Source organism: Stenotrophomonas sp. YJH_SMC_120 (assembly GCF_059368675.1).
Window position 1 is genome coordinate 352709 of the sequence record NZ_JCAFRY010000002.1, and the last position, 23796, is coordinate 376504.

21 protein-coding genes are annotated in these 23796 nt (G+C 68.3%); 3 read left to right on the top strand and 18 right to left on the bottom strand.

Features of this window, described 5'->3' with window-relative positions; translation table 11 throughout:
- Positions 1–22: 22 nt before the first annotated feature.
- From glgX to glgA, 7 genes are read right to left on the bottom strand one after another with little or no spacing between them, the layout of a single operon-like run.
- Positions 23–2143, bottom strand: coding sequence for a glycogen debranching protein GlgX (glgX, locus tag AC5P60_RS05690; RefSeq protein WP_242898732.1), 2121 nt, complete (start codon positions 2141–2143; stop codon positions 23–25).
- The gene (locus AC5P60_RS05695) at positions 2130–2300 is read right to left on the bottom strand and encodes a DUF2934 domain-containing protein (RefSeq protein WP_005413658.1); all 171 of its coding nucleotides are present in this window, start codon (positions 2298–2300) and stop codon (positions 2130–2132) included. Before AC5P60_RS05695 ends, glgX begins: the two co-directional genes overlap by 14 nt.
- Complete coding sequence (gene treY / locus AC5P60_RS05700; RefSeq protein ID WP_483693215.1) at positions 2269–4842, bottom strand: malto-oligosyltrehalose synthase; 2574 nt, start codon at positions 4840–4842, stop codon at positions 2269–2271. The genes AC5P60_RS05695 and treY overlap by 32 nt, the downstream gene beginning before the upstream one ends.
- Positions 4839–6683, bottom strand: coding sequence for a 4-alpha-glucanotransferase (locus AC5P60_RS05705; RefSeq protein ID WP_242898730.1), 1845 nt, complete (start codon positions 6681–6683; stop codon positions 4839–4841). Before AC5P60_RS05705 ends, treY begins: the two co-directional genes overlap by 4 nt.
- A complete protein-coding gene (treZ, locus tag AC5P60_RS05710) occupies positions 6680–8398 on the bottom strand; it encodes a malto-oligosyltrehalose trehalohydrolase (RefSeq protein WP_483693216.1) in 1719 nt (572 codons plus the stop codon). Before treZ ends, AC5P60_RS05705 begins: the two co-directional genes overlap by 4 nt.
- Complete coding sequence (locus AC5P60_RS05715; protein WP_483693217.1) at positions 8395–10629, bottom strand: 1,4-alpha-glucan branching enzyme; 2235 nt, start codon at positions 10627–10629, stop codon at positions 8395–8397. Before AC5P60_RS05715 ends, treZ begins: the two co-directional genes overlap by 4 nt.
- A complete protein-coding gene (gene glgA / locus AC5P60_RS05720) occupies positions 10626–12152 on the bottom strand; it encodes a glycogen synthase GlgA (RefSeq protein ID WP_483693218.1) in 1527 nt (508 codons plus the stop codon). Before glgA ends, AC5P60_RS05715 begins: the two co-directional genes overlap by 4 nt.
- Positions 12153–12595: 443 nt before the next feature.
- On the opposite strand from glgA, the gene AC5P60_RS05725 reads away from it, so the two are divergent.
- Together AC5P60_RS05725 and AC5P60_RS05730 are read left to right on the top strand one after the other, a co-directional pair.
- Entirely contained in the window at positions 12596–13024 is a 429-nt protein-coding gene (locus AC5P60_RS05725) for a PAS domain-containing protein (RefSeq protein WP_242898727.1), read from the top strand.
- Positions 13021–14550, top strand: coding sequence for a diflavin oxidoreductase (locus AC5P60_RS05730; RefSeq protein WP_495201706.1), 1530 nt, complete (start codon positions 13021–13023; stop codon positions 14548–14550). Before AC5P60_RS05725 ends, AC5P60_RS05730 begins: the two co-directional genes overlap by 4 nt.
- A gap of 297 nt (positions 14551–14847) precedes the next feature.
- Here AC5P60_RS05730 and AC5P60_RS05735 read toward each other — a convergent pair whose 3' ends face one another.
- The 11 genes from AC5P60_RS05735 to moaA all read right to left on the bottom strand — a co-directional run bounded on the left by AC5P60_RS05735 (position 14848) and on the right by moaA (position 22816).
- Positions 14848–15516, bottom strand: coding sequence for a sulfate/molybdate ABC transporter ATP-binding protein (locus AC5P60_RS05735; protein WP_111172371.1), 669 nt, complete (start codon positions 15514–15516; stop codon positions 14848–14850).
- The gene (gene modB, locus AC5P60_RS05740) at positions 15506–16189 is read right to left on the bottom strand and encodes a molybdate ABC transporter permease subunit (RefSeq protein ID WP_005409908.1); all 684 of its coding nucleotides are present in this window, start codon (positions 16187–16189) and stop codon (positions 15506–15508) included. The genes AC5P60_RS05735 and modB overlap by 11 nt, the downstream gene beginning before the upstream one ends.
- A 3-nt stretch (positions 16190–16192) precedes the next feature.
- Positions 16193–16936 (bottom strand): molybdate ABC transporter substrate-binding protein, encoded by a 744-nt coding sequence (modA, locus tag AC5P60_RS05745; RefSeq protein ID WP_049454394.1) that lies wholly within the window; start codon positions 16934–16936, stop codon positions 16193–16195.
- Between the two features lie 23 nt (positions 16937–16959).
- Positions 16960–17736, bottom strand: coding sequence for a helix-turn-helix domain-containing protein (locus AC5P60_RS05750; protein WP_049403405.1), 777 nt, complete (start codon positions 17734–17736; stop codon positions 16960–16962).
- Between the two features lie 68 nt (positions 17737–17804).
- Positions 17805–18170, bottom strand: coding sequence for a hypothetical protein (locus AC5P60_RS05755; protein ID WP_049454398.1), 366 nt, complete (start codon positions 18168–18170; stop codon positions 17805–17807).
- Positions 18167–18709 carry a molybdenum cofactor guanylyltransferase gene (gene mobA, locus AC5P60_RS05760; protein ID WP_483693220.1) on the bottom strand — a complete coding sequence of 181 codons (543 nt, stop codon included), beginning with the start codon at positions 18707–18709 and terminating at the stop codon, positions 18167–18169. Before mobA ends, AC5P60_RS05755 begins: the two co-directional genes overlap by 4 nt.
- 105 nt (positions 18710–18814) lie before the next feature.
- Positions 18815–19315 (bottom strand): molybdenum cofactor biosynthesis protein MoaE, encoded by a 501-nt coding sequence (locus tag AC5P60_RS05765; RefSeq protein WP_088470636.1) that lies wholly within the window; start codon positions 19313–19315, stop codon positions 18815–18817.
- Positions 19316–19318: 3 nt separating this feature from the next.
- On the bottom strand, positions 19319–19579 hold the full coding sequence (locus AC5P60_RS05770; protein ID WP_049432830.1) for a MoaD/ThiS family protein: 261 nt from the start codon (positions 19577–19579) through the stop codon (positions 19319–19321).
- Entirely contained in the window at positions 19579–20832 is a 1254-nt protein-coding gene (locus AC5P60_RS05775; RefSeq protein ID WP_483693221.1) for a molybdopterin molybdotransferase MoeA, read from the bottom strand. The genes AC5P60_RS05770 and AC5P60_RS05775 overlap by 1 nt, the downstream gene beginning before the upstream one ends.
- Positions 20829–21827, bottom strand: a complete 999-nt coding sequence (moaCB, locus tag AC5P60_RS05780) for a bifunctional molybdenum cofactor biosynthesis protein MoaC/MoaB (RefSeq protein WP_049452505.1) — start codon at positions 21825–21827, stop codon at positions 20829–20831. Before moaCB ends, AC5P60_RS05775 begins: the two co-directional genes overlap by 4 nt.
- Positions 21828–21835: 8 nt before the next feature.
- Positions 21836–22816, bottom strand: coding sequence for a GTP 3',8-cyclase MoaA (gene moaA / locus AC5P60_RS05785; protein ID WP_231522986.1), 981 nt, complete (start codon positions 22814–22816; stop codon positions 21836–21838).
- 566 nt (positions 22817–23382) lie between these two features.
- Here moaA and AC5P60_RS05790 point away from each other — a divergent pair.
- A complete protein-coding gene (locus tag AC5P60_RS05790; RefSeq protein WP_044570359.1) occupies positions 23383–23757 on the top strand; it encodes a hypothetical protein in 375 nt (124 codons plus the stop codon).
- Positions 23758–23796 lie beyond the last annotated feature (39 nt).

The window sequence follows — 23796 nt, forward strand, 5'->3', positions numbered from 1 at the left end:
CCGTAGTGGCGCAGCAGTGCAATCACGCGCTGCTGCTTGCCGCCAGCAGGCACAGGCTGCGCGGCGGCAGCGTCCAGGCGCCTTCCTCATCCGGCTCCAACGGCGTTTCGTCGGTCTGCAGGAGTACGCGCCGGAACGACAGGGCGTCGTCTGACACACAGAACCGCTGCGGCTGCTCCCCGGCGTTCAACAGCAGGGCCAGGCTGACATGCCGCCCGGGCTCGCGCAGGCCACTGTCCGGACTGCGACCGTCCAGCACGATCGCCAGCGCACGCAGCCCTGCGTCATGCCAGTCCGCTTCCTCCATGCCGCGACCATCGGGATGCCGCCAGTCGATATCGCGCAGGCCCAGCGCCTCATCGTACTCGCCGCGCAGGAACCGGTTCCGGCGCAGCAGGCCGTAACGCCGGCGCAGTGACAGCGCCCGCCGCACGAACGCCACCTGCGCCTGTGCAGCCGGCAAGGCTGCGCGCTCCCAGTCGATCCAGCTCAGTGGATTGTCCTGGCAGTAGGCGTTGTTGTTGCCCTGCTGCGAATGGCCGAACTCATCGCCTGCCAGCAGCATCGGCGTCCCCTGCGCCAGCAGCAGCGTGGCCAGCAGATTGCGCATCTGCCGCGCACGCAACGAAAGGATCGCCGCATCATCGGTGTCTCCCTCCACGCCGTGGTTGCTGGAGAGGTTGTGCGAGTGGCCGTCACGGTTGTCCTCGCCGTTGGCCTCGTTGTGGCGATCGTTGTAGCTGACCAGATCGTGCAGGGTGAATCCATCATGCGCGGTCACCAGATTGATGCTGGCCGACGGTCGCCTGCCGTGGTGTTCGAACAGGTCGGCCGAGCCGGTGAAGCGCGTGGCAAACTCCGCCAGCTGCCCGCCATCGCCACGCCACAGCGCACGCACCGTGTCGCGGAAGCGGTCGTTCCACTCGGCCCAGCCCGGCGGAAACTGGCCCAGCTGGTAGCCGCCCGGGCCGATGTCCCATGGCTCGGCAATCAGTTTCACCTGGCTCAGGATCGGGTCCTGGCGTACCGCATCGAGGAAGCTGCCCGAGGCGTCGAAGCCATGCCGTTCGCGGCCGAGGATGGTTGCCAGGTCGAAGCGGAACCCATCCACCCGCATCTCGGTCACCCAGTAGCGCAGGGAGTCCATGACCATGCGCAGCGCACCGGCATTGGTCAGGTCGAACGTGTTGCCGGTACCCGTATCGTTGATGTAATAGCGGCGATCATCGGCCAAACGGTAGTAGCTGGCGTTGTCGATGCCCTTGAACGACAGAGTGGGGCCCAGCTCGTTGCCTTCGGCCGTGTGGTTGTAGACCACGTCCAGGATGACCTCGATGCCCGCGTTGTGCAGGCGCGCGACCATCTGCTTGAACTCGGCCACGGTGCCCAGCGACAGATAGCGTGCCTGCGGCGCGAAGAAGCCGATGGTGTTGTATCCCCAGTAGTTGCGCAGCCCGCGCTCGAGCAGCTGCTGGTCATCCACGTAGGCATGCACCGGCAGCAGCTCGATGGCGGTCACCCCCAGATGGCTGAGGTGGTCGACCACCGCATCGTGCCGCAACGCGGAGAAGGTACCGCGCTCGGCCTGCGGGACGTCGGGATGCTGCATGGTCAGTCCGCGCACGTGGGCTTCGTAGATCACGGTCCGGTCCCAGGGCGTGGCAGGCGCACGCTCCACGCCCCAGCTGAAGGCCGGATCGATCACGGCACAGCGTGGCATGTAACCGGCGCTGTCGCGGCGGTCGAAACTGAGATCGCCATCGCGGTGACCCAGGGTGTAGCCGAACAGGTGTGGGGCCCACTTCAGTTCGCCGACGATCTGCTTGGCATAGGGATCCAGCAGCAGCTTGTTGGGATTGAAGCGATGGCCCTCTTCCGGCGCATACGGGCCGTGCACCCGGTAGCCGTAACGTTGCCCGGGCCGCACGTCCGGCAGGTAGCCGTGCCAGATCTCGTTGGTGTACTCGGGCAGCGCGATACGCTCGACTTCACGGTTGCGCGCGTCGAACAGGCAGAGTTCCACCCGGGTAGCGTGCCGCGAGTACAGCGCGAAGTTCACACCCAAGCCGTCCCAGGTCGCCCCCAGCGGGAACGGCCGGCCTTCGCGCACCCGCGAGGTCTGCGTCCACTTACGGCTGGCCATCGGTTCCCTCCTCGTCGCGCGCAGCGGCAATCTCGGCTTCCACCAGGCGCTCGGCCATGTGCCAATGCCGCTGCTGCTGGTCGTCCGGGCGCCCTTCCGCTTCCCATATCTGATGGGCCAATGCCTCAATCCGCTGCCGTCGTTCCCTGCTGTCCATTCCTGTCCGTCTCCTCGTTGATCCATACCGCCAACGGGCTGCCAGCCAGAAGCCGTGCCGCGTCCTCGGTTGCCTTGAAATGTTCGATGCGCCCGTCCAGCAGGTTGCGCATGGGGCCTGTCGGCAGCCCGTGCAGCATCACGCCAGTGCCGACGTCGTGTGCTGCGTGCAGGCCGGGCCCGGGCACGGCGGTGGGCGAACCACGCCGCACGATCACCAGCAGCACCTGCGCCTGATGCCTGCGCGCGAATGCCAGCCAGGGCGAACGCGCCGGTACGGACAGCGGCTGCAGTTGGCCGTGCAGGAACAGCTGCGGGTGCCTGCGGCGGCACTCCAGCAAGCGCCTGAGCAGAAATGCCTTGATGCCACCGTCCCGCCAGTCCTCCAGCAGGGCGGGCCAACCGCGCGTATCGCGCAGCCACGCCTGCCGCACTGGATAGTCCACGGCACGCCGGTTGTCCGGGTCCACCAGGCTCAGGTCCCAGCCTTCTCCGCCCTGGTAGAGGTCGGGCACGCCGGGCAGGCAGTGCTGCAGGCACAGCTGTGCCAGGCCGTTGCAGGCGCCGGCCGGCGCAATGCGCGCCACGAACGTCGCCAGCGCCTCCCGCACCGGCTGCAATGGCGCTCCATCCAGCAGTGCGTGCAGCCACTGCGCGGCGGCCTCCTCCACCGCCACGTTGGGATCGGACCAGCTGCTGACCCGTTTGCCCTCGCGCAACGCCTTGGTCAGCCATTGCACCATCCTCGATGCGAAGTCGGCGCCCGGGTTACCGTGCATCGGCCACGCGGCCACGAGCGCCTGCCACAGCGCATAGGCCTCGGCACCCGGCAACGGCATCGGCGCGCCCGCGCGGGTCGACATCCGGCTCCAGCGCCGCACGGCGTCCCGCCACTCGACCGTGCAGGTGCTGAGAACCGCCAGCCGCGCCCGGCTGTCGGCCCCGCGCTTGTGATCGTGGGTCGCCAGCGCAAGCAATGCCCGCGGATGGCGCTGCAGGCGTCCCACTGCGTGTTCCAGCAGCTCCCGTCCCTCCATGCCCAGCCGCTGCGGATCACTTCCGACTTCGTTGCGCGACAGCAGCCTGAAGTAACGATAGAAGCCTGTGTCCTCCACCGACTTGGCATTCAACGGCGCGGCCAATTGCCCGAATCTCACCCGCAGCGCACGCTCCGCCTCCGCCTCGCCGGGAAGTGCCCGTAGCAGCAGATCCAGTGCCGCGTGTGCCGTACCGTCCAGTGCCTCGCGTGCTGCCACGGCAGCGTCCACCAGGGCCTTCCGTTCACCTGCATCCTGCAGCGAATAGGGGCGGTAGGTACGGTAGTGCCGCAGCAGCGCGGCCAATGCACGGGCCAGCGCAGCGGCGCCGATATCGGCTTCGGCCAGCCGGGGCTGCAGCACCCGCTGCGCGCTGCGCAGCAGTCGCTGGAAGTCGGTGTGAAGCGACGTGCGCAGCAGCATGCCGCGGGCATCCTGCTGCAAGTCGTCAAAGCTGCGCGCGTCGCCACTCGCCGCTTGCCAGGCGCGGGAGAGCGCGGGTGCAGCTGCCGGATCAATCAGCCACGCGCCAACCTGGTCCATGAAGTCATAGCCCGTCGTGCCGTCGCAGGCCCAGCCATCGGGCAGCTGTTCGTCCTCCGCCAGTATCTTCTCCACATGCACGCTCACTGCCTGTGGGTCGCGACCGCCGGCCGCGCAGGCCGCGTCGAGCGCCGCACGCAGGTGTTGCAGGTACGGCCCAGGTGACGACAGGCCATCCACATGGTCAATGCGCAGGCCGTCAACCCACCCCTCACGCACCAGCCGCAACGGCAGCACATGCACCGCCGCGAACACACCGTCGCGCTCTACCCGCAGTGCGGCCAGTTCGTTGATGTCGAAGAAGCGCCGGTAGTTCACCTGATCGCCCGCCGTGCGCCACCAAGCCAGCCGGTAGTGCTGACGCCGCAGCAGCGTGTGCAACCGTTCCACGCTGCGGTTGCAGCGTTCCGCCCATGCCGGCCACTGCGCGGGTGCCAGCGGATGGCTGCGCGGAGACAACGGCAATGCCAGCCCGTGATGACGCAGCGTCGGCCGCTCATCGTCCACTGCTACGCGCAACACGCCATCGCGCACGGCGTCGTGCAGTGGCCGGTCCAGCACTGGCAGCCAGAGCCGGCCCTCGCAGCCCGGCGCCTCCCAGTCAATGTCGAACCATCCGGCATGGGGACTTCTGCACCCGTGCAGCAGCACATCGTTCCACCAGGGCGTCTGCGGGGATGCCGCAAGATGGTTGGGTACGATGTCCAGGATCAGGCCCATGCCATGCGCACGCGCCGCTGTCGCCAGCCGCTGGAAGCCTTCTTCGCCGCCCAGTTCCGGATTGATGCGGGCCGGGTCGATGCCATCGTAGCCATGCATGGACCCTGGCATCGCAGCGCTGATCGGCGACAGGTAAAGGTGGCTGACGCCCAGCGCGGCGTAGTACGGCAGCTGCGCCGCAGCGGCCTCGAAGTTGAAGCCTGCATGCAGCTGCAGGCGTGCGGTGGCACGCAACCGGGTCATCGTCCCGCCTTGCGTCGCGTGGCGCTGAACCGGGCAATGCGCGCGTCGGCCGCGTCCGGATCCCACGCAAGCGGCAAGCGTCGGCGCCAGTTCGGGTGACCGTTGACGGTACCCGGCAGGTTCACCTGCGCGCGGCTGCCCAGCGCGTCTTCCAGCGGGAGCAGCGCCAGCCGTGAAGGTGCGTGCGCCACCAGTGACAGCGCACGCGCTTCCAGCGTCGCGCCCTCGCCCCGGGCGACTGCGGACAGCGCCTGTACCTCGCTGGCACGCGCGTGCAGCGCCGCGGGAAGCTCGGTCAGCTCACCCAGGCGTGCACGCCAGCGCAGGTCGCGCCCACGCAGCCAGCCGGCCAGCGGCGGCAGATCATGGGTGGAGGGCATGGCCACCGCATCGCGGCGCCACCGTGGCGCCGGCAGGAAGCGCTCACCGTTGCGGGCGAACGGCAGCACCTCAAGCCCCAGCACGCCACGGGCTGCCAGTCGCTGGCGGATACCCGGAGGAACCACCCCAAGGTCCTCACCGATCAGCACGCAGCGATGGCGCCACGATTCCAGCACCAGCAGGTTGATCAGATCATCGAACGGATAGCGCAGGTACACCCCCTGCCCGGCGCCTGCGCCACGAGGCAGCACCCACAGCCGCTGCAGGCCCAGGATGTGGTCGATGCGCAATCCACCGCGACCCGCCATCACGGCGCGCAACACGCGGATGAACGGTTCAAACCCCTCACGCTGCAACGCAGAGGGTGACCAGCTGGTGATACCCCAGGCCTGGCCCAGCGGATTGAACGCATCCGGCGGCGCGCCCAGCTCGAGGCCCTGCAGCAGGCGGTCGCCGCCGGTCCGGGCCTCGACGCCCTGCGGTGCGCAACCCACTGCCAGATCCGCGATCAGTCCGATCGACGCACCGTCGCTGCGCAGTCCCGCCTGCACCTGCGCCCAGCCTTGCCGCGCCAACCACTGCGCAAACGCATGGTCGTCGGCGCTTCCAGTGAAGCGATCGGCGGCGTGCTCGCAGTACTGCAGCAGGGGTTCGCCCTGCGCATCGCACCACGTCTGCAACTGTTCGTACTGTGCCGGCGCCTGCTGCCGCAGCCATTGGCGCCCTTGGCGCAGCCAGCGCCACTTCACTGCCGCCGAGTGCGGCCAGTCGATGCGGCGTGCTGCGGTAGCCGCTTCAACGGCCATCGCCAGTGCTTCGTCCTCGCGCAACACGCTGCTGGCGGCCTCCGGCAGAACCTGCGGCAGCGACACCTGCAGCGGGTCAAGCCAGCGCCGGTCGCTGGGTGAGTAAGGACTGTAGCCCGGACCCGGTGGCAGGCCGGCGTGCAGCGGACTCAACGCCAGTGCATCGCCGCCGTGACGGTGCAGCAGCTCGCGCCACCGCGCACAGCCGGCGCTGTCACCGATGCCGGCATCATCGGGCGCGCGCAGGCTGTAGACCTGCGCCGACAGACCCCAACCGCGCAGCAGGCCCTGCGGCCACCAGGCACGCTGCGGTGCCACCGCAACCGCCTGTTGCTGCCCGCCCTGGCGCCACTGCCAATAGCCTGGCTGATCCGGAACCCGCCAGCGCCCTTGCGCATCCGCACGTGCAGGCAACGCTGTGCCCTGCTCGTCCACCCAGCACGCCGCGCCCGTTGCCTCAGGCATGGCCAGGAGCTGACCACAGCAGGCGGTGAGCAACGGGTGGACCACCGGCACACCGTCGCACGCGAACTCCGACAGCACGGCGCGCAGCACGTCGGGCGCAACCTCGCGCTCTGCTCCGGCCACGTCGGTCCAGCGGACCAGCAGGCCCGCACGGCGAGCCGCCTCCCGCACCGCCGCATCCGTATTCATGCGGCGATCCAGCGCGCAAGCGCACCGCCGCCTGCCGGCAGCATCGCGGCCGCATCCGGCCCCACGACGCACTCGCCGGCCGGCATCGCGTGGGCCACCGGCGACGGACCCACGTTGATCGCGATCCACCACTGGCCCGATGGCAACTGCCAGCCCGCCTGCACCGCGCCATGGCCCAGCACGCGCGCGCCCAGCGACCGCGCCTGCAGCAGGCCAGGCTGCAGATAGCGCCTGCGCAGGCCGAGGAACTCACCCGTGCAGCGCAGCCAGTGCTGCGACCAGGGATCATCGCCGGGTGGCAGTGTGTACGAGGCCTGCAGGGTCGCCGGATCGTTCGGGTCCGGAATGCACGCGCGCGAGGCGACATCGGCAAAGGCGCTGAAACCCGCGAATTCACGGCGACGTCCCTCGCGCACGGCTTCGTCCAGCGGTGGCGCGTAGTCGGTGAAGAACAGGAATGGCGATTGCGCCTGCCACGGTTCGCCCATGAACAGCAGCGGGATCATCGGCGTCAGCAGGGTCAGGGCCAGCGCCGCGCGCAGCGGCGCAGGATCGGTCAGCATCGACAGGCGCTCGCCGAAGGCGCGGTTGCCCACCTGGTCGTGGTTCTGCGCGAATACCACAAAACGCGCAGGCGACAGGTCGACGCTGGGCTCGCCACGGGGATGGCCGTGCAGGTCCGGCTCGCCCTGCCAGGCGAATCCTTCGGCCAGGCACCGCGCCAGGAGTGCTTCGGCGCGACCGGCATAGGCCGCGTAATAGCCTTCCTGCTCGCCGGTCAGCATCACATGCAGCGCGTTGTGGAAGTCGTCGTTCCACTGCCCCTGATAGGCGCCGCGCAGCCACCGCGCCTGGTTGCGTTCGTTCTCCAGCACCAGGTGCGCCTGCGGCACCGCCGAGCGTACCTCATCGGCCAGCTGCTGCAGGAACCGGTCATCGTCAATGGCGTGCACAGCATCCAGGCGCAGGCCGTCGAAGCCGTAATCGCACAACCACATCAACGCATTGTCGATGAAGAAGCGCCGCACCCATGGCTGGCGGAAGTCGATGGCCTCGCCCCAAGGGGTGGTGCGGTCGTCACGGAAAAACCCCCGTGCATAGTCGCGCAGACGGTTCCCCTGCGGCCCGAAGTGGTTGTAGACCACATCCAGCAGCACCGAGAGCCCTGCATCGTGCGCCGCGTCGACAAAGGCCTTCAGCGCGGACGGACCGCCATAGGCCTGCGCGGGTGCATACGGGAACACGCCGTCGTAGCCCCAGTTGCGGCCACCGGGAAACTGCGCGACCGGCATCAGTTCAATGGCGGTGATGCCCAGGGCCCCCAGCATCGGCAGCTGCGCGGTCAACGCCGCGAACCCGCCGCCGGCCTCGATGTGCACTTCATAGATCACCAGGTCCTGCCAGGCATGCCCCTGCCAGGTGGGCTGTGCTCCATCCGTGCCAAGCACCACTGCGCTGTCACCATCGACGCCGTCCGGTTGCCAGCGCGAGGCGGGGTCGGGCACGTCCTGGCCGGACGGCAGGCGGAACCGGTAGCGGTCACCATGCGACGCCTGCGTCCGCAGCCAGTGGCAGCCGTCCGGGTCGCGGTGCATCGGCCGCAGCACGCCCTGCAGGCACAGCGCCACGGTGCCTGCGTCCGGTGCCCACACGCGGAACTCGACACCTTCACCGGCCACCGGCCAAGCGCCCAGGCGCGGCGCCACTGTGGTCATGCATCAACCTGCAGATACAGCGTGGACAGCGGCGGCAGGGTCAGCCGCAGCGACTGCGCGTGACCATGCATCGGCCTCGGCTCGGTATGCACTGCGCCGAGGTTTCCCGCATTGCCGCCACCGTAGTAACCGCTGTCGGTGTTGAGCCGTTCGGTCCAACACCCCGATTGCGGCACGCCGACCCGGTAACCGTCGCGACGTACCGGAGTGAAGTTGCTCACCACCAGAAGGGTGCGGCCGCTACCGGCCGGATCCCGGCGGATGAAGGCGTAGACGCTGTTGCGGCTGTCGTCGGCCACGCTCCAGTCGAAACCGCGTTCGTCGCGTTCGTCGCGATGCAACGCAGGTTCGGCGCGCAGCACGGCGTTGAGGTCGCCCACCAGGCGCGACAGGCCCTGGCCCTCGTTGCTTGCCGCCCGTGCCCAGTCCAGTGCCGCATCGTGCGACCACTCCTGTCCCTGACCGAACTCGCCGCCCATGAACAGCAGTTTGCTGCCCGGGTGCGCCCACATGAAACCGTAGTACGCGCGGAGCTGGGCCAGCCGCTGCGCCGGCTCGCCCGCCATCTTGGCCAGCAACGCTCCCTTGCCGTGCACCACCTCGTCATGCGAAAGCGGAAGCACAAACCGTTCGGAGAAGGCGTAGACCAGGCCGAAGCTGATCTCACTATGGTGATGCTGGCGATGAACCGGATCGCGCCCGAGGTACTGCAGGGTGTCGTGCATCCAGCCCATGTTCCATTTGTGGGTGAAACCAAGCCCGCCATGCTCCACCGGCGCGGTCACCCCTGGCCATGCGGTGGATTCCTCGGCGATCACCAGCACATCCGGGAAGCGCTCCCTCAGCGTCTGGTTCATCCGCCGTAGAAAAGCGACCGCCTGCAGGTTCTCGCGCCCGCCCTGCTCGTTGGGTATCCACTGGCCCTCGGCACGGCTGTAATCCCGGTACAGCATCGACGCCACGGCATCCACGCGCAGACCGTCGATGTGGAACCGCTCCACCCACTCCAATGCACTGCCGATCAGGTAGGCGGCCACTTCGTTGCGGCCATAGTTGTAGATCAGCGTGTCCCAGTCGGCGTGCACCCCTTCGCGCGGGTCGGCATGCTCGTACAGCGCGGTGCCATCGAACCCGGCCAGGCCATGCGCATCGTTCGGGAAGTGCGCGCTCACCCAGTCCACGATCACCCCTACGCCGGCCTGATGACAGCGGTCCACGAAGCGTGCGAAGGCCTGTGGCGTGCCATGGCGCGCCGTCGGCGCGTAGATCCCCAGTGGCTGATAGCCCCAGGAACCGCCAAAGGGATGCTCGCTGACCGGCAGCAGCTCGATGTGGGTGAAACCAAGCCCTGCCACGTACGGAATCAACCGGTCGGCCAAGGCATCCCAGTCCGGCGGCGAACCATCGTCGCTGCGCTGCCAGGAGCCCGCATGCACTTCGTAGATGGACAGCGGCGTGCAGGTTCCCGGCTGCCGCCGGGCCGCCAGCCATGCATCATCGTGCCACTGTATCGGCTCGGCCGAGGGCACCCGCGAGGCGGTGGCCGGTGGCAGCTCGGCCCAGCGCGCCATCGGGTCGAACTTGTCGGGCATCACCCTGCCGTCGGCGCCGACAATGCGGAACTTGTAATGGGCGCCGGCCTGCACGCCAGGCAGGAACAGCTCCCACACGCCGGCGGTGTGGCGCAGCCGCATCGGATGGCGCCGGCCATCCCACCCGTTGAAATCGCCGACCACGGCAACCCTCCGTGCGTTGGGGGCCCACACCGCGAAGCGCACCCCGTCGATCCCCTGTACCTGCATCGCTACTGCGCCCAACTGCCGCGCTGCATCAGCATCACCGGCATGGAAATGCTCCAGCAGCGCCTCATCCAGCAGCGGACCGAAGGAATAGGCATCGTGCACCTGCTCCACACCCTGCTCGAAATGCAGGGCGAGCAGCGGTACGGGCGCTTCACCTGCTGCACCTTCGAACAGGCCGGGCAAGGGGCCCGGTTGCAGGTCCCAGCGCCGATCCGGGCCCGCAATCACCTCCACGCGACGCGCGTGGGGCACCAGAACGCGCAGCTGGCGCTGGCCATCGGGCTGTTGGTGCGGCCCGAGCCAGGCAAACGCATCGGCCGGCCGCGCATGGACCAGGTCCTCCAGCGCCGACGCGATGCGCTGATCCAATCCCGTCTCCGGGATCGTTTCATCCTCCAGGGCGGCCAGATGCAGGCTGTCGTGACTCATGCGGCCACCTGGCAGGTCTGCTGGTACAGGGCCAGATAAGCGCGCCCCGCCGCATCCCAACCGCCCGGCCGCAGCATGGCCGCGCGGCGCATGGCCTGCAGCAGGCCGGGCAGGCGGAAGGTGCGCATCGCCCGTTCCACGCAGCGGCGCAGGCCATCGGCATTGGCGCCGTGGAACAGGAATCCGGTCACGCCATCCTCGACGGTATCGACCAGCCCGCCGGTCGCGTGCGCGATGGGCAGGCAGCCGAAGCGCTGCGCGTACATCTGGCTCAGCCCGCAGGGTTCGAAGCGTGAGGGCATCAGCAGGAAGTCGGCGCCGGCAAACATCTGGCGGGCCAGCGCCTCTTCGAAACCGATGAATGCGCCCACCCGTCCGGGGTAGCGCCGGGCCAGCGCCTGCACCTGCGCTTCCACCTGCGGCTCGCCGCCACCGATGATGCACAACTGGCCGCCGGCCGCCACGATCTGTGGCGCCACGTCGCAGGTGATGTCCAGGCCTTTCTGGTGCACCAGGCGGGAGACCACCGCGAACAGCGGGCCGGTCGACGGCGCCAGGCCGAACGCCTTGCGCACCGCATGCGCATTGGTGGCGCGCCCGGTCCACTCACCAATGCCGAAGTGGGCCTTGAGATGGATATCGCGGCGCGGGTCCCAGCTGGCGTCGATGCCGTTGACGATGCCACTCAGGTGTCCGCCGGCCGCGCGACGCGCCAACAGATCATGCAGCCCGCAGCCGTCATCCGGGGCGGTGATCTGCTGCGCGTAGCGCAGGCTGACCGTGTTCAGGCGCGTGGCGTTGGTGATCCCGCCCTGCAGGAACGACATCTGCCCGTGGAAGTGCAGTTCATCCAGGTGTTCGGCCGGTACGCCCAGCACCGGTGCAAGCGCGTACGGAAACAACCCCTGGTACGCCAGGTTGTGGATGGTCAGCAGGGTCGGCACGGTGGTCCGGTCCCAACGCACGTAGGCGGCCGCCATGGCCACCGGCCAATCATTCAGGTGCAGCAGCTGCGGCGACCAGTCCAGCCCGGCACGCCCGGCCGCAATCTCCGCCGCCGCGTGTGAGAGCGTGGCGAAGCGAACCGCATTGTCCTTCCACTCCTGGCCCTGCCCATCGACGTAGGGCGAACCTTCGCGCTCGTACAGCTCTGGCGAGAGCAGCACGTAGATCGGTAGGCCGTCGGCCTGCACTGCCATGCCGATCCCGCACGCAGGCAGGCCCGCCCTCGCGCTGACCTGTCCCACCCGCTGCAGCTGTGGCAGGCGCTGCAGTACCTCCGGGTAGCCGGGCAGCAGCACGCGCGAATCACAGGCGCCGCGTACCGCACGCGGCAGGGCTGCGGCCACGTCGCCCAGGCCCCCGGCCTTGATGAAGTCGGCCATCTCGGTCGCGACGAACAACACACGCTGTACCAGCTCCGGCAGCTGCAGTGGCTGCGAGTGGCCACGCCGGGTGCCGATCGGCACGAGCGAACCGGGAGAGGTCGCAACAGATGAAGCGGACTGGACAGCGCGGGCCATGGGAGGGTCTCTCGGGTATTTCAGGCAGACGGACGCCAGCGGCGCCCGGACGGGCGCTGATGCTGGGAAGGAAGTCGACGCAGGACGTGGGGGACGCCAGCGAGAGGCTCAGGACGACAATAGCCCTGCATGCGATCAATCAACCGTGAAGCCATGGCGATTTCTTTGTGACAAGGCGTCATGAGCTCAGTACACATGACAGGCGCCCGCCTCCCGCCCGTGTCTCCTGCCATGGGGCCGAGCCCACGCCCGGCTGCTGGCAATCCCGTTTGCCCCGTGAGCCGAGCATGGGCTCGGCTCTACAGAGATTCTTCCTGCGACACCCGGTCGCAGGCCATCGAGCGAAGCGCTTGACCAATGTCAAACCGCCCGCTCCCGTGCGGGCGTATCTCTACGCAGGACCCGAACACGCCGGCGTTACCGGCATCCACAAGGACCCTGCGATGAGCTACACCCCCGACAACACCCAGCTGCTGAACGCCATGCAGAACGTCATGGTGATCTCCACCACCGACCTGCAGGGCAACATCACCTATGCCAACGACCTGTTCTGCACGCTCACCGGCTTCGCCCGCGAGGAACTGATCGGCCAGCCGCACAGCATCGTGCGCCACCCGGATGTGCCCAAGGCGGTCTACAAGGACATGTGGGACACCATCAAGGCCGGCAAGACCTGGACCGGCATCGTGCCCAACCTCGGCAAGGGCGGCATGCTCTACGTGGTCGACACCACCGTGCAACCGCTGTTCGACGCCGACGGCAACATCACCTCCTACATCAGCATCCGCCGCGTGGTGAACGACCTGATGCAGAACTACGACCTGGTCGAGTTCAGCAAGGAAAAGTTCGACGACTTCTACGAGGCCGCGTGAACGCCCTCCCGACCAGTACGCCCTTCAGCCGCCTGCTGGTGGGTTTCGCGTCCGAGTCGGGCAATGCCCGCGCCCTGGCCCAGCGCCTGGGCGCGGACCTGCAGCCGCACGCGCCGCAGGTGCTCCCGTTCAACGACATCGAGGTGGCCAGTCTCGGTCACGGCGACGTGCTGCTGGCGATCTCCAGCTCGTTCGGCGATGGCGAACCGCCGGCCAATGGCGAACAGTTCTTCGAAACACTGCGCCAGACCCCGACGCTGGCTGGGCTGCGCTATGCAGTGTTCGGCCTCGGTGACACCGGCTACCCGAGCTTCTGCGGCTTCACCAAGGCGCTGGATGCTGCACTGAGCGAGCGCCAGGCGCAGCCGCTGCTGCATCGGGTGGACGCCGACCTGGGCTACGAGCAGTTCTTCCAGCAATGGCGGCCGGTGCTCGGCCAGGTGCTGGAGGGCGACCTCAACGCTGGCCAGGACCTGCGCCTGCAGGTCACCGCCTATGGCGATGACAATGCGTTTGCCGCCCCCATTCTCGAACGTCGCCGCTTGAACAGCAGCGACCCCGCTGCCTGGCACCTGCAACTGGACATTGCCGGCAGTGGCATGGCCTACCGCGCGGGGGACACCCTGCACGTGGTACCCGAGAACGACCCTGCCTTGCTGCAGGCATTGGCTACCTGGTACGGCGACACCGCCGCCGTGGCCGCCCTGCACGACCGCGAGCTGCGCCTGCTGAGCAAGGGCGTGCTGCGCGAACTGGCCAAGCTCGGCGGCAGCGAGGTACTGAAGGGCCTGTTGAAGGTCAGCCAGAAGCGCGAGCTGGAAGCCTACCTGCACGGCCTGGACCTGCTGGACGTGCTGCAGGACCACGCCACGCCGGACAGCGTGCCGCTGGCCCGGCTGCGCGAACTGCTGTCACCGCGGCTGCCGCGTGCCTATTCGATCGCCTCACACCCGTGCGACGACCAGCTGAGCCTGTGCATGCGCGAAGTGCGCTACCCCCTGCGCGGCCGCGAGCGCTTCGGCACCGCCACCGGCAGCCTGCTGCATGGCGGCGAGCACGCCCGTGTGTACTGCCGCTCCAACCCTGGCTTCCACCTGCCCGATACCGGCCAGGCGCCGCTGCTGCTGGTCGGCACCGGCACCGGCATCGCACCGCTGATGGGCCTGCTGCAGGAGCTGCAGGCCAACGGCTGCGAACGCGAGGTGCACCTGGTGTTTGGCGAGAAGCACCGCCAGCACGATTACCTGTATCGCGACCAGCTGCAGGACTGGCACACGCGTGGCGTGCTGGCCGGCCTGCATACCGCGTTCTCGCGCGATGGCGCTGAAAAGATCTATGTGCAGCACGTGCTGCAGCAGCGCGCCAGCGAAGTGCGCGACGTCCTGGCCCGTGGCGGGCATCTTTACCTGTGCGGCAACAAGCACCATCTGGAAGGCGCGGTGCGCGAGGCCATCGATGCCATCGGCGGCGAGGGACGCTGGGACGCGCTGCGCGGTGAAGGCCGCACGCACTGTGAGCTGTATTGATCGGTACCACTGGACTGCACGAATCCTGGACCGGTAGAGCCGGCCGCTGGCCGGCTGCCCAGTATCCCTTGGTTCCCGGCCAGCGGCCGGCACTACCAGAACATGTAGCCAATCATCGCCTGTGCATCACGGTAGAGCCGGCCGCTGACCGGCATTACCAGAATATGTAGCCAACCATCGCCCGTGCATCACGGTAGAGCCGGCCGCTGGCCGGCTGCTCAGGATACCGAGGTTGCCGGCCAGCGGCCGGCACTACCATCAGATGTGACCAACCATCGCCGGTGCGTCCATCACAGGTCAACCGCCGACAATGCGACCATCCACCATGCGCGCCACCTGCTGACCGAACATGGCCACGTCCTGTGGATCGTGGCTGATCAACAGCAGCGGAATGCCGGTCTTGTCCAGCACGGTCTCCAGCTCCTGGCGCAGATGCTGGCGCAGGTCATGGTCCAGTGCGGAGAACGGCTCATCCAGCAGCAGCGCCTGCGGCTGCGTCACCAGGGCGCGCGCCAATGCAGTGCGCTGGCGCTGGCCACCGGAGACCTGCGAGGGCAGCAGATCGCCCACCGTGTCGATGCGGAATGCGTGCAGCCACTGCTCCACCGCATCGAAACGCTGGCCGACCCGCGGATTCAGCCATCCTTTCTGCAGCCCGAACGCCACGTTCTGGCGCACGCTCAGGTGCGGGAACAACGCGTAATCCTGGAACACGTAGCCCAGCCGGCGGCGCTGCGGCGGCAGATCCACAGCGGTGGCCGCGTCGAACAGGGTCCGCCCCTGCACGCGCACATGGCCCTGGTCCGGCCGCAGCAGCCCGGCCACCGCCTTCAGGGTCAGGCTCTTGCCGGCGCCTGAAGGCCCGAACAGTACCACCTGCCGCTGCGTGCACTGCAGCGATACGTCCAACACGAAATCCTGGCCGGCCGCCTGCAGGCGGCGCTGCACCTGCAGGTCAAGCCACATCGCGCAGCTCCCGGCGACGCCCGCCCACCAGCCGCGCTGCCAGCAACAGGATCACGATGCACACCACCGAAGTCAGGATCACCAGCGCATTGGCCTTGCCATCCTGACCGGCCTGCACCGCCTCGTAGATGGCGATCGACAGCGTCTGCGTCCGGCCCGGAATGCTGCCGGCCACCATCAGCGTCGCGCCGAATTCACCCATCGCGCGCGCAAACGCCAGCAACAGGCCGGCCAGGATGCCACGCCATGCCAGCGGCAGTGTGACGCGGAAGAACACCGCTGCTTCGGACACACCCAGCGTGCGTGCAGCCTGTTCCAGCTGCCCGTCCACTTCTTCGAACGCCGCGCGTGCCGGCTTGAACACCAGCGGCAGCGAAGCCACCGCCGCGGCGATCACCGCGGCCTGCCAGGTGAACACCAGATTGATGCCGAACCACGACTGCAGCCACGCGCCGATCGGGCCGTTGCGGCCGATCAGCACCAGCAGGTAATAGCCCAGCACCGTCGGTGGCAGCACCATCGGCAGGGTCAGCAGCGAATCCAGCAGCTCGCGGCCGGGAAAGCGCCGCCGCGCCAGCAGCGCGCCCAGTGCCACGCCCAGCACCAGATTGATCGCGGTGGCCCAGCCGGCCACCTTCAGCGACAACCCCAGTGCGCTCCAGTCCAGATCCATGCGTCAGGGCTTGCCGAACCCGTGCTTGGCCAGGATCGCCTGGCCCTGCGCCGAACGCACGAAGGCGGTGAAGCGCCTGGCTTCGGCCGACTGCGCGCTGGCCCTGGTCACCGCCAGCGGATAGGCAATGCGCCCCGCCACCGGAACCGCGAAGGCACGGCGCACCCGGTCGGGCATCGCCTGTGCGTCGGTGGCATAGACGAAGCCGGCGTCCACTTCACCGCGCGCCACGTAATCCAGCGACTGGCGCACGTTCTGCGTGGTGATGGTCTTGCCCTGCACCGACGGCCAAAGGCCCGCTGCTTCCAGCGCGCCCTTGGCATAACGGCCAACCGGTACGCTGTCCGGGTTGCCCAGTGCGATGCGTTGCACGCCGGCACCGGCCAGGTCCTTCAAGGTACGCGGTGCAGCCTTGGCCTGCGGCGGTACCACCACCCACAGCGCGTTCACCGCGAACACCTCGCGGGTACCGGCCGCCAGCAGGCCCTGCTGCTGGGCCTGGTCCATCGTGGCTTCATCGGCCGACGCGAACACATCCACCGGCGCACCGCGGCTGATCTGCTGCAGCAGCACGCCGGACGCGGCGAAGTTGAAATCCACCTTGGTTCCCGGGTGTGCCTTCTCGTAGGCGGTGCCCAGTTCGCGGAAGCTCTCGGTCAGGCTCGACGCCGCCGACACCGTCAAGTCGGCCGACCAGGCCGGTACTGCAGCCACTATTCCCAGCACCAACAGCCCCGCTCGCATCATGGGTCGGCCCCTCGCTTGCCTGATCAGTCCAGTCCGGATTCCCGAGCCACGGCCAACGCCGCCAGCCGTTCGGGTTGCAGCAACAGCATCTCACGTTGGTTCACCGCAATCACACCCTCGTCGCTCAAGCGGCGCAGTACCCGGCTCACTGTCTCCGGCGCCATCCGCAGGTAGTTGGCAATCTCGGTACGGGCCATGCTCAGGTTGAAACGGGTGGCGGAGAATCCGCGCCGGGCATAGCGCTCGGAAAGATCCAGCAGGAACGCCGCCATGCGCTCCTCGGTGCGATGGTTGGCAGCCAGCGTGGCCACCTTGCCGATCTCGGCACTGAGCAGGCTGAACAGCCGCGCCTGCAACCCCGGCATGCGGGTGGCCAGCAGGCTCAATCGCGGGAACGAGATCCGGCACAGGTAGACGGTGTCCAGCGCCACGGCGTTGCAGGGAAAGCGCGCACCATGGATGGCATTGAGCCCGATCACCTCGCCCGGCAGGCTGAAACCCAGCACCTGCTCGTTGCCCTGGCTGTCATCGACAAAGGTCTTGACCATGCCCGCGCGGACCGCTGCGATCGAGTCGAACGGATCGCCCGCACGGAAAAGATAGTCGCCGGCCTGGAACGGGCCGACGTGATCGACCAGCACATGCAGTTCACCCAACGCGGCCTTGTCGTAACCCTGCGACATGCAGGCGTCGGAGAACGCACAGGTACTGCAGAAGTGCAGCGCGTCTCCGTCATCGGCCGCTGCCGGATTGGGCGTGGCCGGTCGGGACGCAGAGGGAGCGGAGGGGTCCAGGGGCATTGCAGCAACGCAGGAACGAAGGCCCCCATCATACGACAGCGCGCCACCCGGCCCTGCGCAACCTGCGCCTACTCCGGCGCAGGTTCAGCACGTCGTTGCGGGCCACGCTGGCGTACGCTGTCGCGCACGTCCACATCGAACTGCAGCTGAAGCATGCTGTCGTCATCCAACGCGATACCAAAGCCCAGCCCATCGCGGCAGGGCAGCCGACCCGCAAGCGACTCAACGGCCTGGCGCGGCAGTACCAACCGGCAGAATGTCCCACCATCGAGCAGCACGGCCTGGTCGCCGGCATGCAGCGACAGCGCCACGCCCCAGCCACCGCTGCCACCAAAGCGCGTCAGGTTCTCAACCGATTCACCGGCCAGCAATCGTGCCAGTTCTTCTTCATCCACGCGCAGGCGCATCGATTGCTGTTGCAGCTGGACCTTCATGCTGTGATGGACTCCCATTCCGACGGGGTATTGCAGTTGAGCAGCAACGCCTGATCCTCCGGCGCCAGTGGCAACCGTGTCACGCCCAGGCGTTCCTGCAGGGCGCGCAGTGAACGGCGCGCCGTCGGGGCATCGATCAAGGCCTGCAGCACGCGGCGGCAATGATCATCGATCTGCAACCGCATCGGCAACGGTTCATCGTCGAATACCGTGCAGGCGCGCGCTTGATCGGCCTGCAGGCGCTGCAACAGCGCGGGTGTCACCCGCGGCGTATCGACCGGCACCACCCAGGCGGGGCCATCGGGCATCTGCATCGCCACACTGTAGAGGCCGCCCAGTGGGCCGCAGCGTGCGACCCGGTCCGGGATGCCACCAAACGCCGGGTAGTCACCGCTCACCCACACCCGCCCGGCGCCCGCCTGCAGCAACAGCCCCCGCATGTGTTCCAGCAATGTACGGCCCTGCCAGGGCAGCAGTGCCTTGTCGCGGCCCATGCGGGCGGACAGGCCACCGGCCAGCACGATGCCGTTGATGGTCATCGCAGTAGAGCCACGCCATGCGTGGCTGCGCCGGCCGGATGCGCGGGAAAGGCCTCTTCCACGCATGGCGTGGATCTACTGAATCCCGCGCCCTGAAGGGCGCGGTCAATGCCCGTGGTCATGCGTATGGTCATGGGAGTGCGAAGGTTCACTTTCCGCATGGCACAGACTGCAACCTTCGCTCCACTGGCTGTCGCCGTCCTCGTAATGCTCCTGCTTCCAGATCGGGCACTGGTGCTTGACCACCTCGATCAACTGCCGGCAGGCCCGGAACGCTTCGTCACGGTGCGGGCTGCCGGCGGCCACCACCACCGCCACGTCGCCGATGCCAAGCCGGCCCTTGGCATGGGCCACGTACAGCTTCAGCGTCGGACCGAACGTCGACTCGACCTCGGCGGCCAGGCGCTTGAATTCGTTCAGCACCAGTGGTTCAAACAGGTCGTAGGTGATCCCGGTCACCCGCCGGCCCACATTGACGTCGCGCACCTTGCCGATGAACACATCGATGCCGCCGAAGCCCGGATCGGAAACCGCCGCGATGCCCTCGGCCGGATCGATTGCCGCCTGCGCGCGGTCCACCACCTTCGCGATGATCTTCTCGCTCATCGCTCAGCCCCCGCTCACCGGCGGCAGGATCGCCACCCGGCCATCGTCGGGCAGCGCCTCGTGGTCGCGCAGCACGCGTTGCTGGTCGGCGAACGCCGAATAATCCAGCAGGCCGGCACGGAAACCCGGCCAACGCACCGGCAGCAGCTCGCGCAGCGCCTGGCGCAGATCGGCCACGGTGCCACCGGCCACGTCCACGGCAATCTCGCGGCTGGCATCCAGATCGGAAAACGCACCGAACAATTGCACATTCACCTGTCTCATCACGGCTCCTGGCTCGCCAGCTGCACCGGGTCCTGATGACCCCAGCCCTGCACGCGCACCGGCGTGCCGGCAGCGGCCACGCCGCCCTCGCCTTCCAGCACCACCCAGGCATTGGCCTGCAGCATGGACATCAAACGGAACGACTCCTGCCCGGCCAGCACGCGCGCACTCAGGCGGCCCTGCGCGTCCACTTCCACCCGGGCCCGCGCATGAAAGCGCAGGCCCGGCGGCGTGCACACGTCGGCCTGCAGCGGCAACGTCAGCATCTGCTCGGGTGCCAGCCCCAGCAGGCGGCGCAGCACCGGCTCGACAAAGAAGCGCTGGCCCACGGCAGCGGAGACCGGGTTGCCCGGCAGGCCGAAATACAGCGCGCCATTGGGCAGCACCGCGAACAGCAACGGCTTGCCGGGGCGGATCGCCACCTTGTGGAACACGATGCGCGCCCCCCGGCCGCGCAGCGCGTCGGGAATGAAATCGTAGCGGCCGGCCGACACCGCGCCCGTGCTGATCAACAGCTGCGCACCCGCGTCCAGCGCTGCATCCAGCACCGCATTGAACGCGGCCACGTCATCGCCCACCGTGCCCTGCCAGACCACCCCGGCACCGGCGGCCTGCAGGCGGCCGACCAGGTACGGCCGGTTGCTGTCACGGATCTGACCGGATTCCAGCGCCTGCGCCGCCTCGGTCACCAGCTCCTTGCCGGTAGCAATCACCGCCGCCTTTGGCCGCGCCACCACCGCCACCTCGCCCACGCCGATGGCATGCAGCAGGGTGCGCGCGTTGATGTCCAGCACCTGCCCGGCCTGCAGCACGCGCTCGCCGTCGCTTACATCCTCGCCGCGCAGGCGCACGTTCTGGCCCGGCTTCACCAATGCCTTCAGGGCAATGCGGCTCGGGCGGCCATCCTCGCTGGCGAGGATCTCCACGTGCTCGACCGGTACCACCGTATCCAGCCCGGCCGGCATGCGCGCACCGGTCATGATTTCCCAGGCCCCCTCCCCGCCTTCGGCGCCAGCATCGCCGGCCGCCTGCCAGCCCTGCACCGCGAATTCGGTACCGGCCTCGAACGCCGTACCGTTGGCGCGCAGCGCGAAGCCGTCCATCGCCGAATTGTCGAACGGCGGCAGCGACTGCGCGCTGTGGATGTCGCTGGCCAGAGTGCGGCCGCCAGCCTCATGCAGCGGCAGGCGCTCGGCCGGCAGCGGCGAGGCCGCGACCAGCAGGTGCTGCAAGGCTTCGCTGTAGGGGATCATGCGTGGCCATCCCCCTCGACCATCGCCAGGGCGTGGCCCAGTACCGGCGCCAGGATGTCCAGGCACTGCGCCGCCGCCTTCGGGCTGCCCGGCAATGCGAACACCAGCATCTTGCCCAGCTGCACCACCTCGGCGCGGCTCAGCCAGGCCATCGGCGTGTGCTGCGCACTCAGCGCCCGCACCATCTGCGCCAGGCCATGCACCGGCCGCGCGTTCAAGGAACGCAGCGCCTCCGGGGTCAGGTCACGCGGGCCCAGCCCGGTACCGCCGGTACACAGACACAGGCGCACGCCGTCGGCGGCCAAGGCCCGTAGGCGGCCGGCCAACGGCTCGATGCCATCGGGCAACACTTCGGCGGCCACCACCTCTCCGCCCAGTGTGTTCAACCCGGTCACCAGGGTCGGGCCAGAGAGATCTTCATAGGTGCCGTCGCTGGCGCGGTCGCTCAGCGTGATCACCGCGCAGGCCGCGCCCTCCAGGCCCTTCGGCGCACGCGGCTTGAAACGCGCGCGCTCGGCCTCGTCCATGCCGTCCGGGTGCAGCCAGACACCGCGCTTGCCCCCCTCCTTGAACAGCAGGCGGATGCCTTCGATGCGCAACGCCGGCTCCACCGGCTTGCTCAGGTCGTACAGGGTCAGCAGCGCCGCGTTGACGCCAGCCAGCGCCTCCATCTCCACGCCGGTGCGCGCCTCGCTCGCGCACTCGCACCACACGCGGATCGCCTGCCGTTCCGGCACCGGCGCGCAGAACACCTGCACCAGCTCCAGCGGCAGCGGATGGCACAGCGGCATCAGCATCGACGCCATCTTGGCGCCCTGCAGGCCGGCAATCTCGGCCATCACCAGCGCATCGCCCTTGGGCAGGCGGCGCTCGACGATCAGCGGATAGGCCACCGGACCGGCATGCAACTCGCCCACCGCCACCGCACGGCGGCGGGTAATGCGCTTGTCGCGGACATCGGCCATGTGGAAGGCCGCATTCAATTCCCCACTCATCGTGTTGCTCATCCTCCGATGGAGGCCAGGTGCGGGGTCAGCCCGGTCTGGCCCTGGTGCAGTCCATGCCCGGCCGCTTTCAGGCCAAGCTGGGTGGTGATGCGTGCCAGCAGCGCGTCATGGTCATCGTCGCTCTGCAGCAGCGGGCGCAGCGGCACGCCGAACTCGCCGAACAGGCACAGCCGCAGGTCGCCCTTGGCGGTCACCCGCAGGCGGTTGCAGCCCTTGCAGAAGTCACGCGAATACGGGGCGATGATGCCGATGCTGCCGCGATGGTCGGGGTGACCGAACTCGCGCGCCGGGCCGGCGTCGGCCGCGCGCGGACGCTCTTGCCAGCCCGCGGCAAGCAGCTGCTCGACCACCACGTCGGCGCGCAGGTGGTGGCGCTGGAAATAGGCTTCGTTGTCGCCGGTGCGCATCAGTTCAATGAAGCGCACGCTGAAGGGGCGGTCACGCAGGTAGTCCATCCACCGCGGCAGCTCGTCGTCGTTCAGGCCACGCAGCAGCACCGCGTTGAGCTTGATCGCCGGCAGGCCCAACGCCTGCGCCAGCGCCAGGCCCTGCTGGATCTCCGGCAGGCGGTCGTGCCCGGTGATGGTCTTGAAGCGTTCGCGCTGCAGGCTGTCCATGCTCACGTTCAGCGCGGTCAGGCCGGCCCGGTGCCAGCCCGGCAGACGCCTCGGCAACAGCGTGCCATTGGTGGTAATGGCCACCTTGCGGATGCCCGGCACCGCCGCCACGGTGGCGATGATCTCGTCCAGATCCTTGCGCAGGCTGGGCTCGCCGCCGGTCAGGCGGATCTTGCTCATGCCCAACGCCGCGAAGGCCCGCACCAGGCGGCCGATCTCATCCACCTGCAGGAAACGCGGGCGGCCGTCGGCCTGGTAGCCGTCGGGCAGGCAGTAGCTGCACCGGAAGTTGCAGGCTTCGGTGAGCGACAAGCGCAGGTACGGAAAGCTGCGTCCGAAGCTGTCGGTGAGTTGGCTCATGGCTGTTCCGCCTCCTGGTACCACCCTGCAGCCCTGCCCCTGAACGGGTTGTCGACCCCAACCCGCAGAGTGCGCTGGGGAGTTGAAAGCGTCAACCCGGGACAGCCCGCAGCTGAATTGGCAACGCCTGTCGTGATAGGCCCTCCCGGCCCGTCCCGTTCGCCGTGACAACCTCGACACCTGTCGCAGATTGCGCGTTGCGGGCGGATCACTACGCCAGCCAGCACTGGCGGGACTTAACAGCGTAGGACAATGTCAAAAGCGTCTCCAATCGAGTGATGTTTGCAACTCTTCTGATTGGCATTGCACAGCGCCAGGGGCTCAGATGGCGTGCCACCGGAAAAGGGTGGCCGGGCTTCGAACACCCGAGTTGATGTTGATGTATGCGCTTGCCAGCCGGCGCCACCTTAGCGTGGCGCCGACTGGCAATCCGTCTGCCGGCTATGGCGGGCGGTGCGTGGGGGCCTTCGGGCCCGCCGGACTGACATCAACCCGGTGTTCGAACCACGTACCGTCCGCCACTTTTATGGGTGGCGGCTACCGATTGCCCTGCACGGAGCCTTGCCATGAACGAATCGGACTTCCCGCATCTGCACGCCTACCGCAGCACCGCCGGCGACGACGGTTCGCCACAGGCTGCGCCAACAGTGGACAGGAACACCTTCATTGCCAATCTCCACCGCATCGGCTCCGGTGCGGCGGCTGATGGGCAGCCGTGGCCGGAGCGGCATCAGCTGCCCGGGCGCTGCCTGGCCCTGGCCGATGCCGATTGCGCGTTGAGCGGGTTGCGGGTGGTGCTGGAAATGCTGCTGGCGGCCGAACGCACCCGGCAGAACGGCGAACCCGAAGAGTACGTGGGCGACCGAGTGATGGAGGGGTTGGTCATGGCCTGCCAGTCGTTGTGCGCGCAGGCGGTGGGGCGCTTGCAGCCCGAAGGGTGAAGGCGATGCGCAACGCCCTTCAGCTTGGATCGCTTTCAG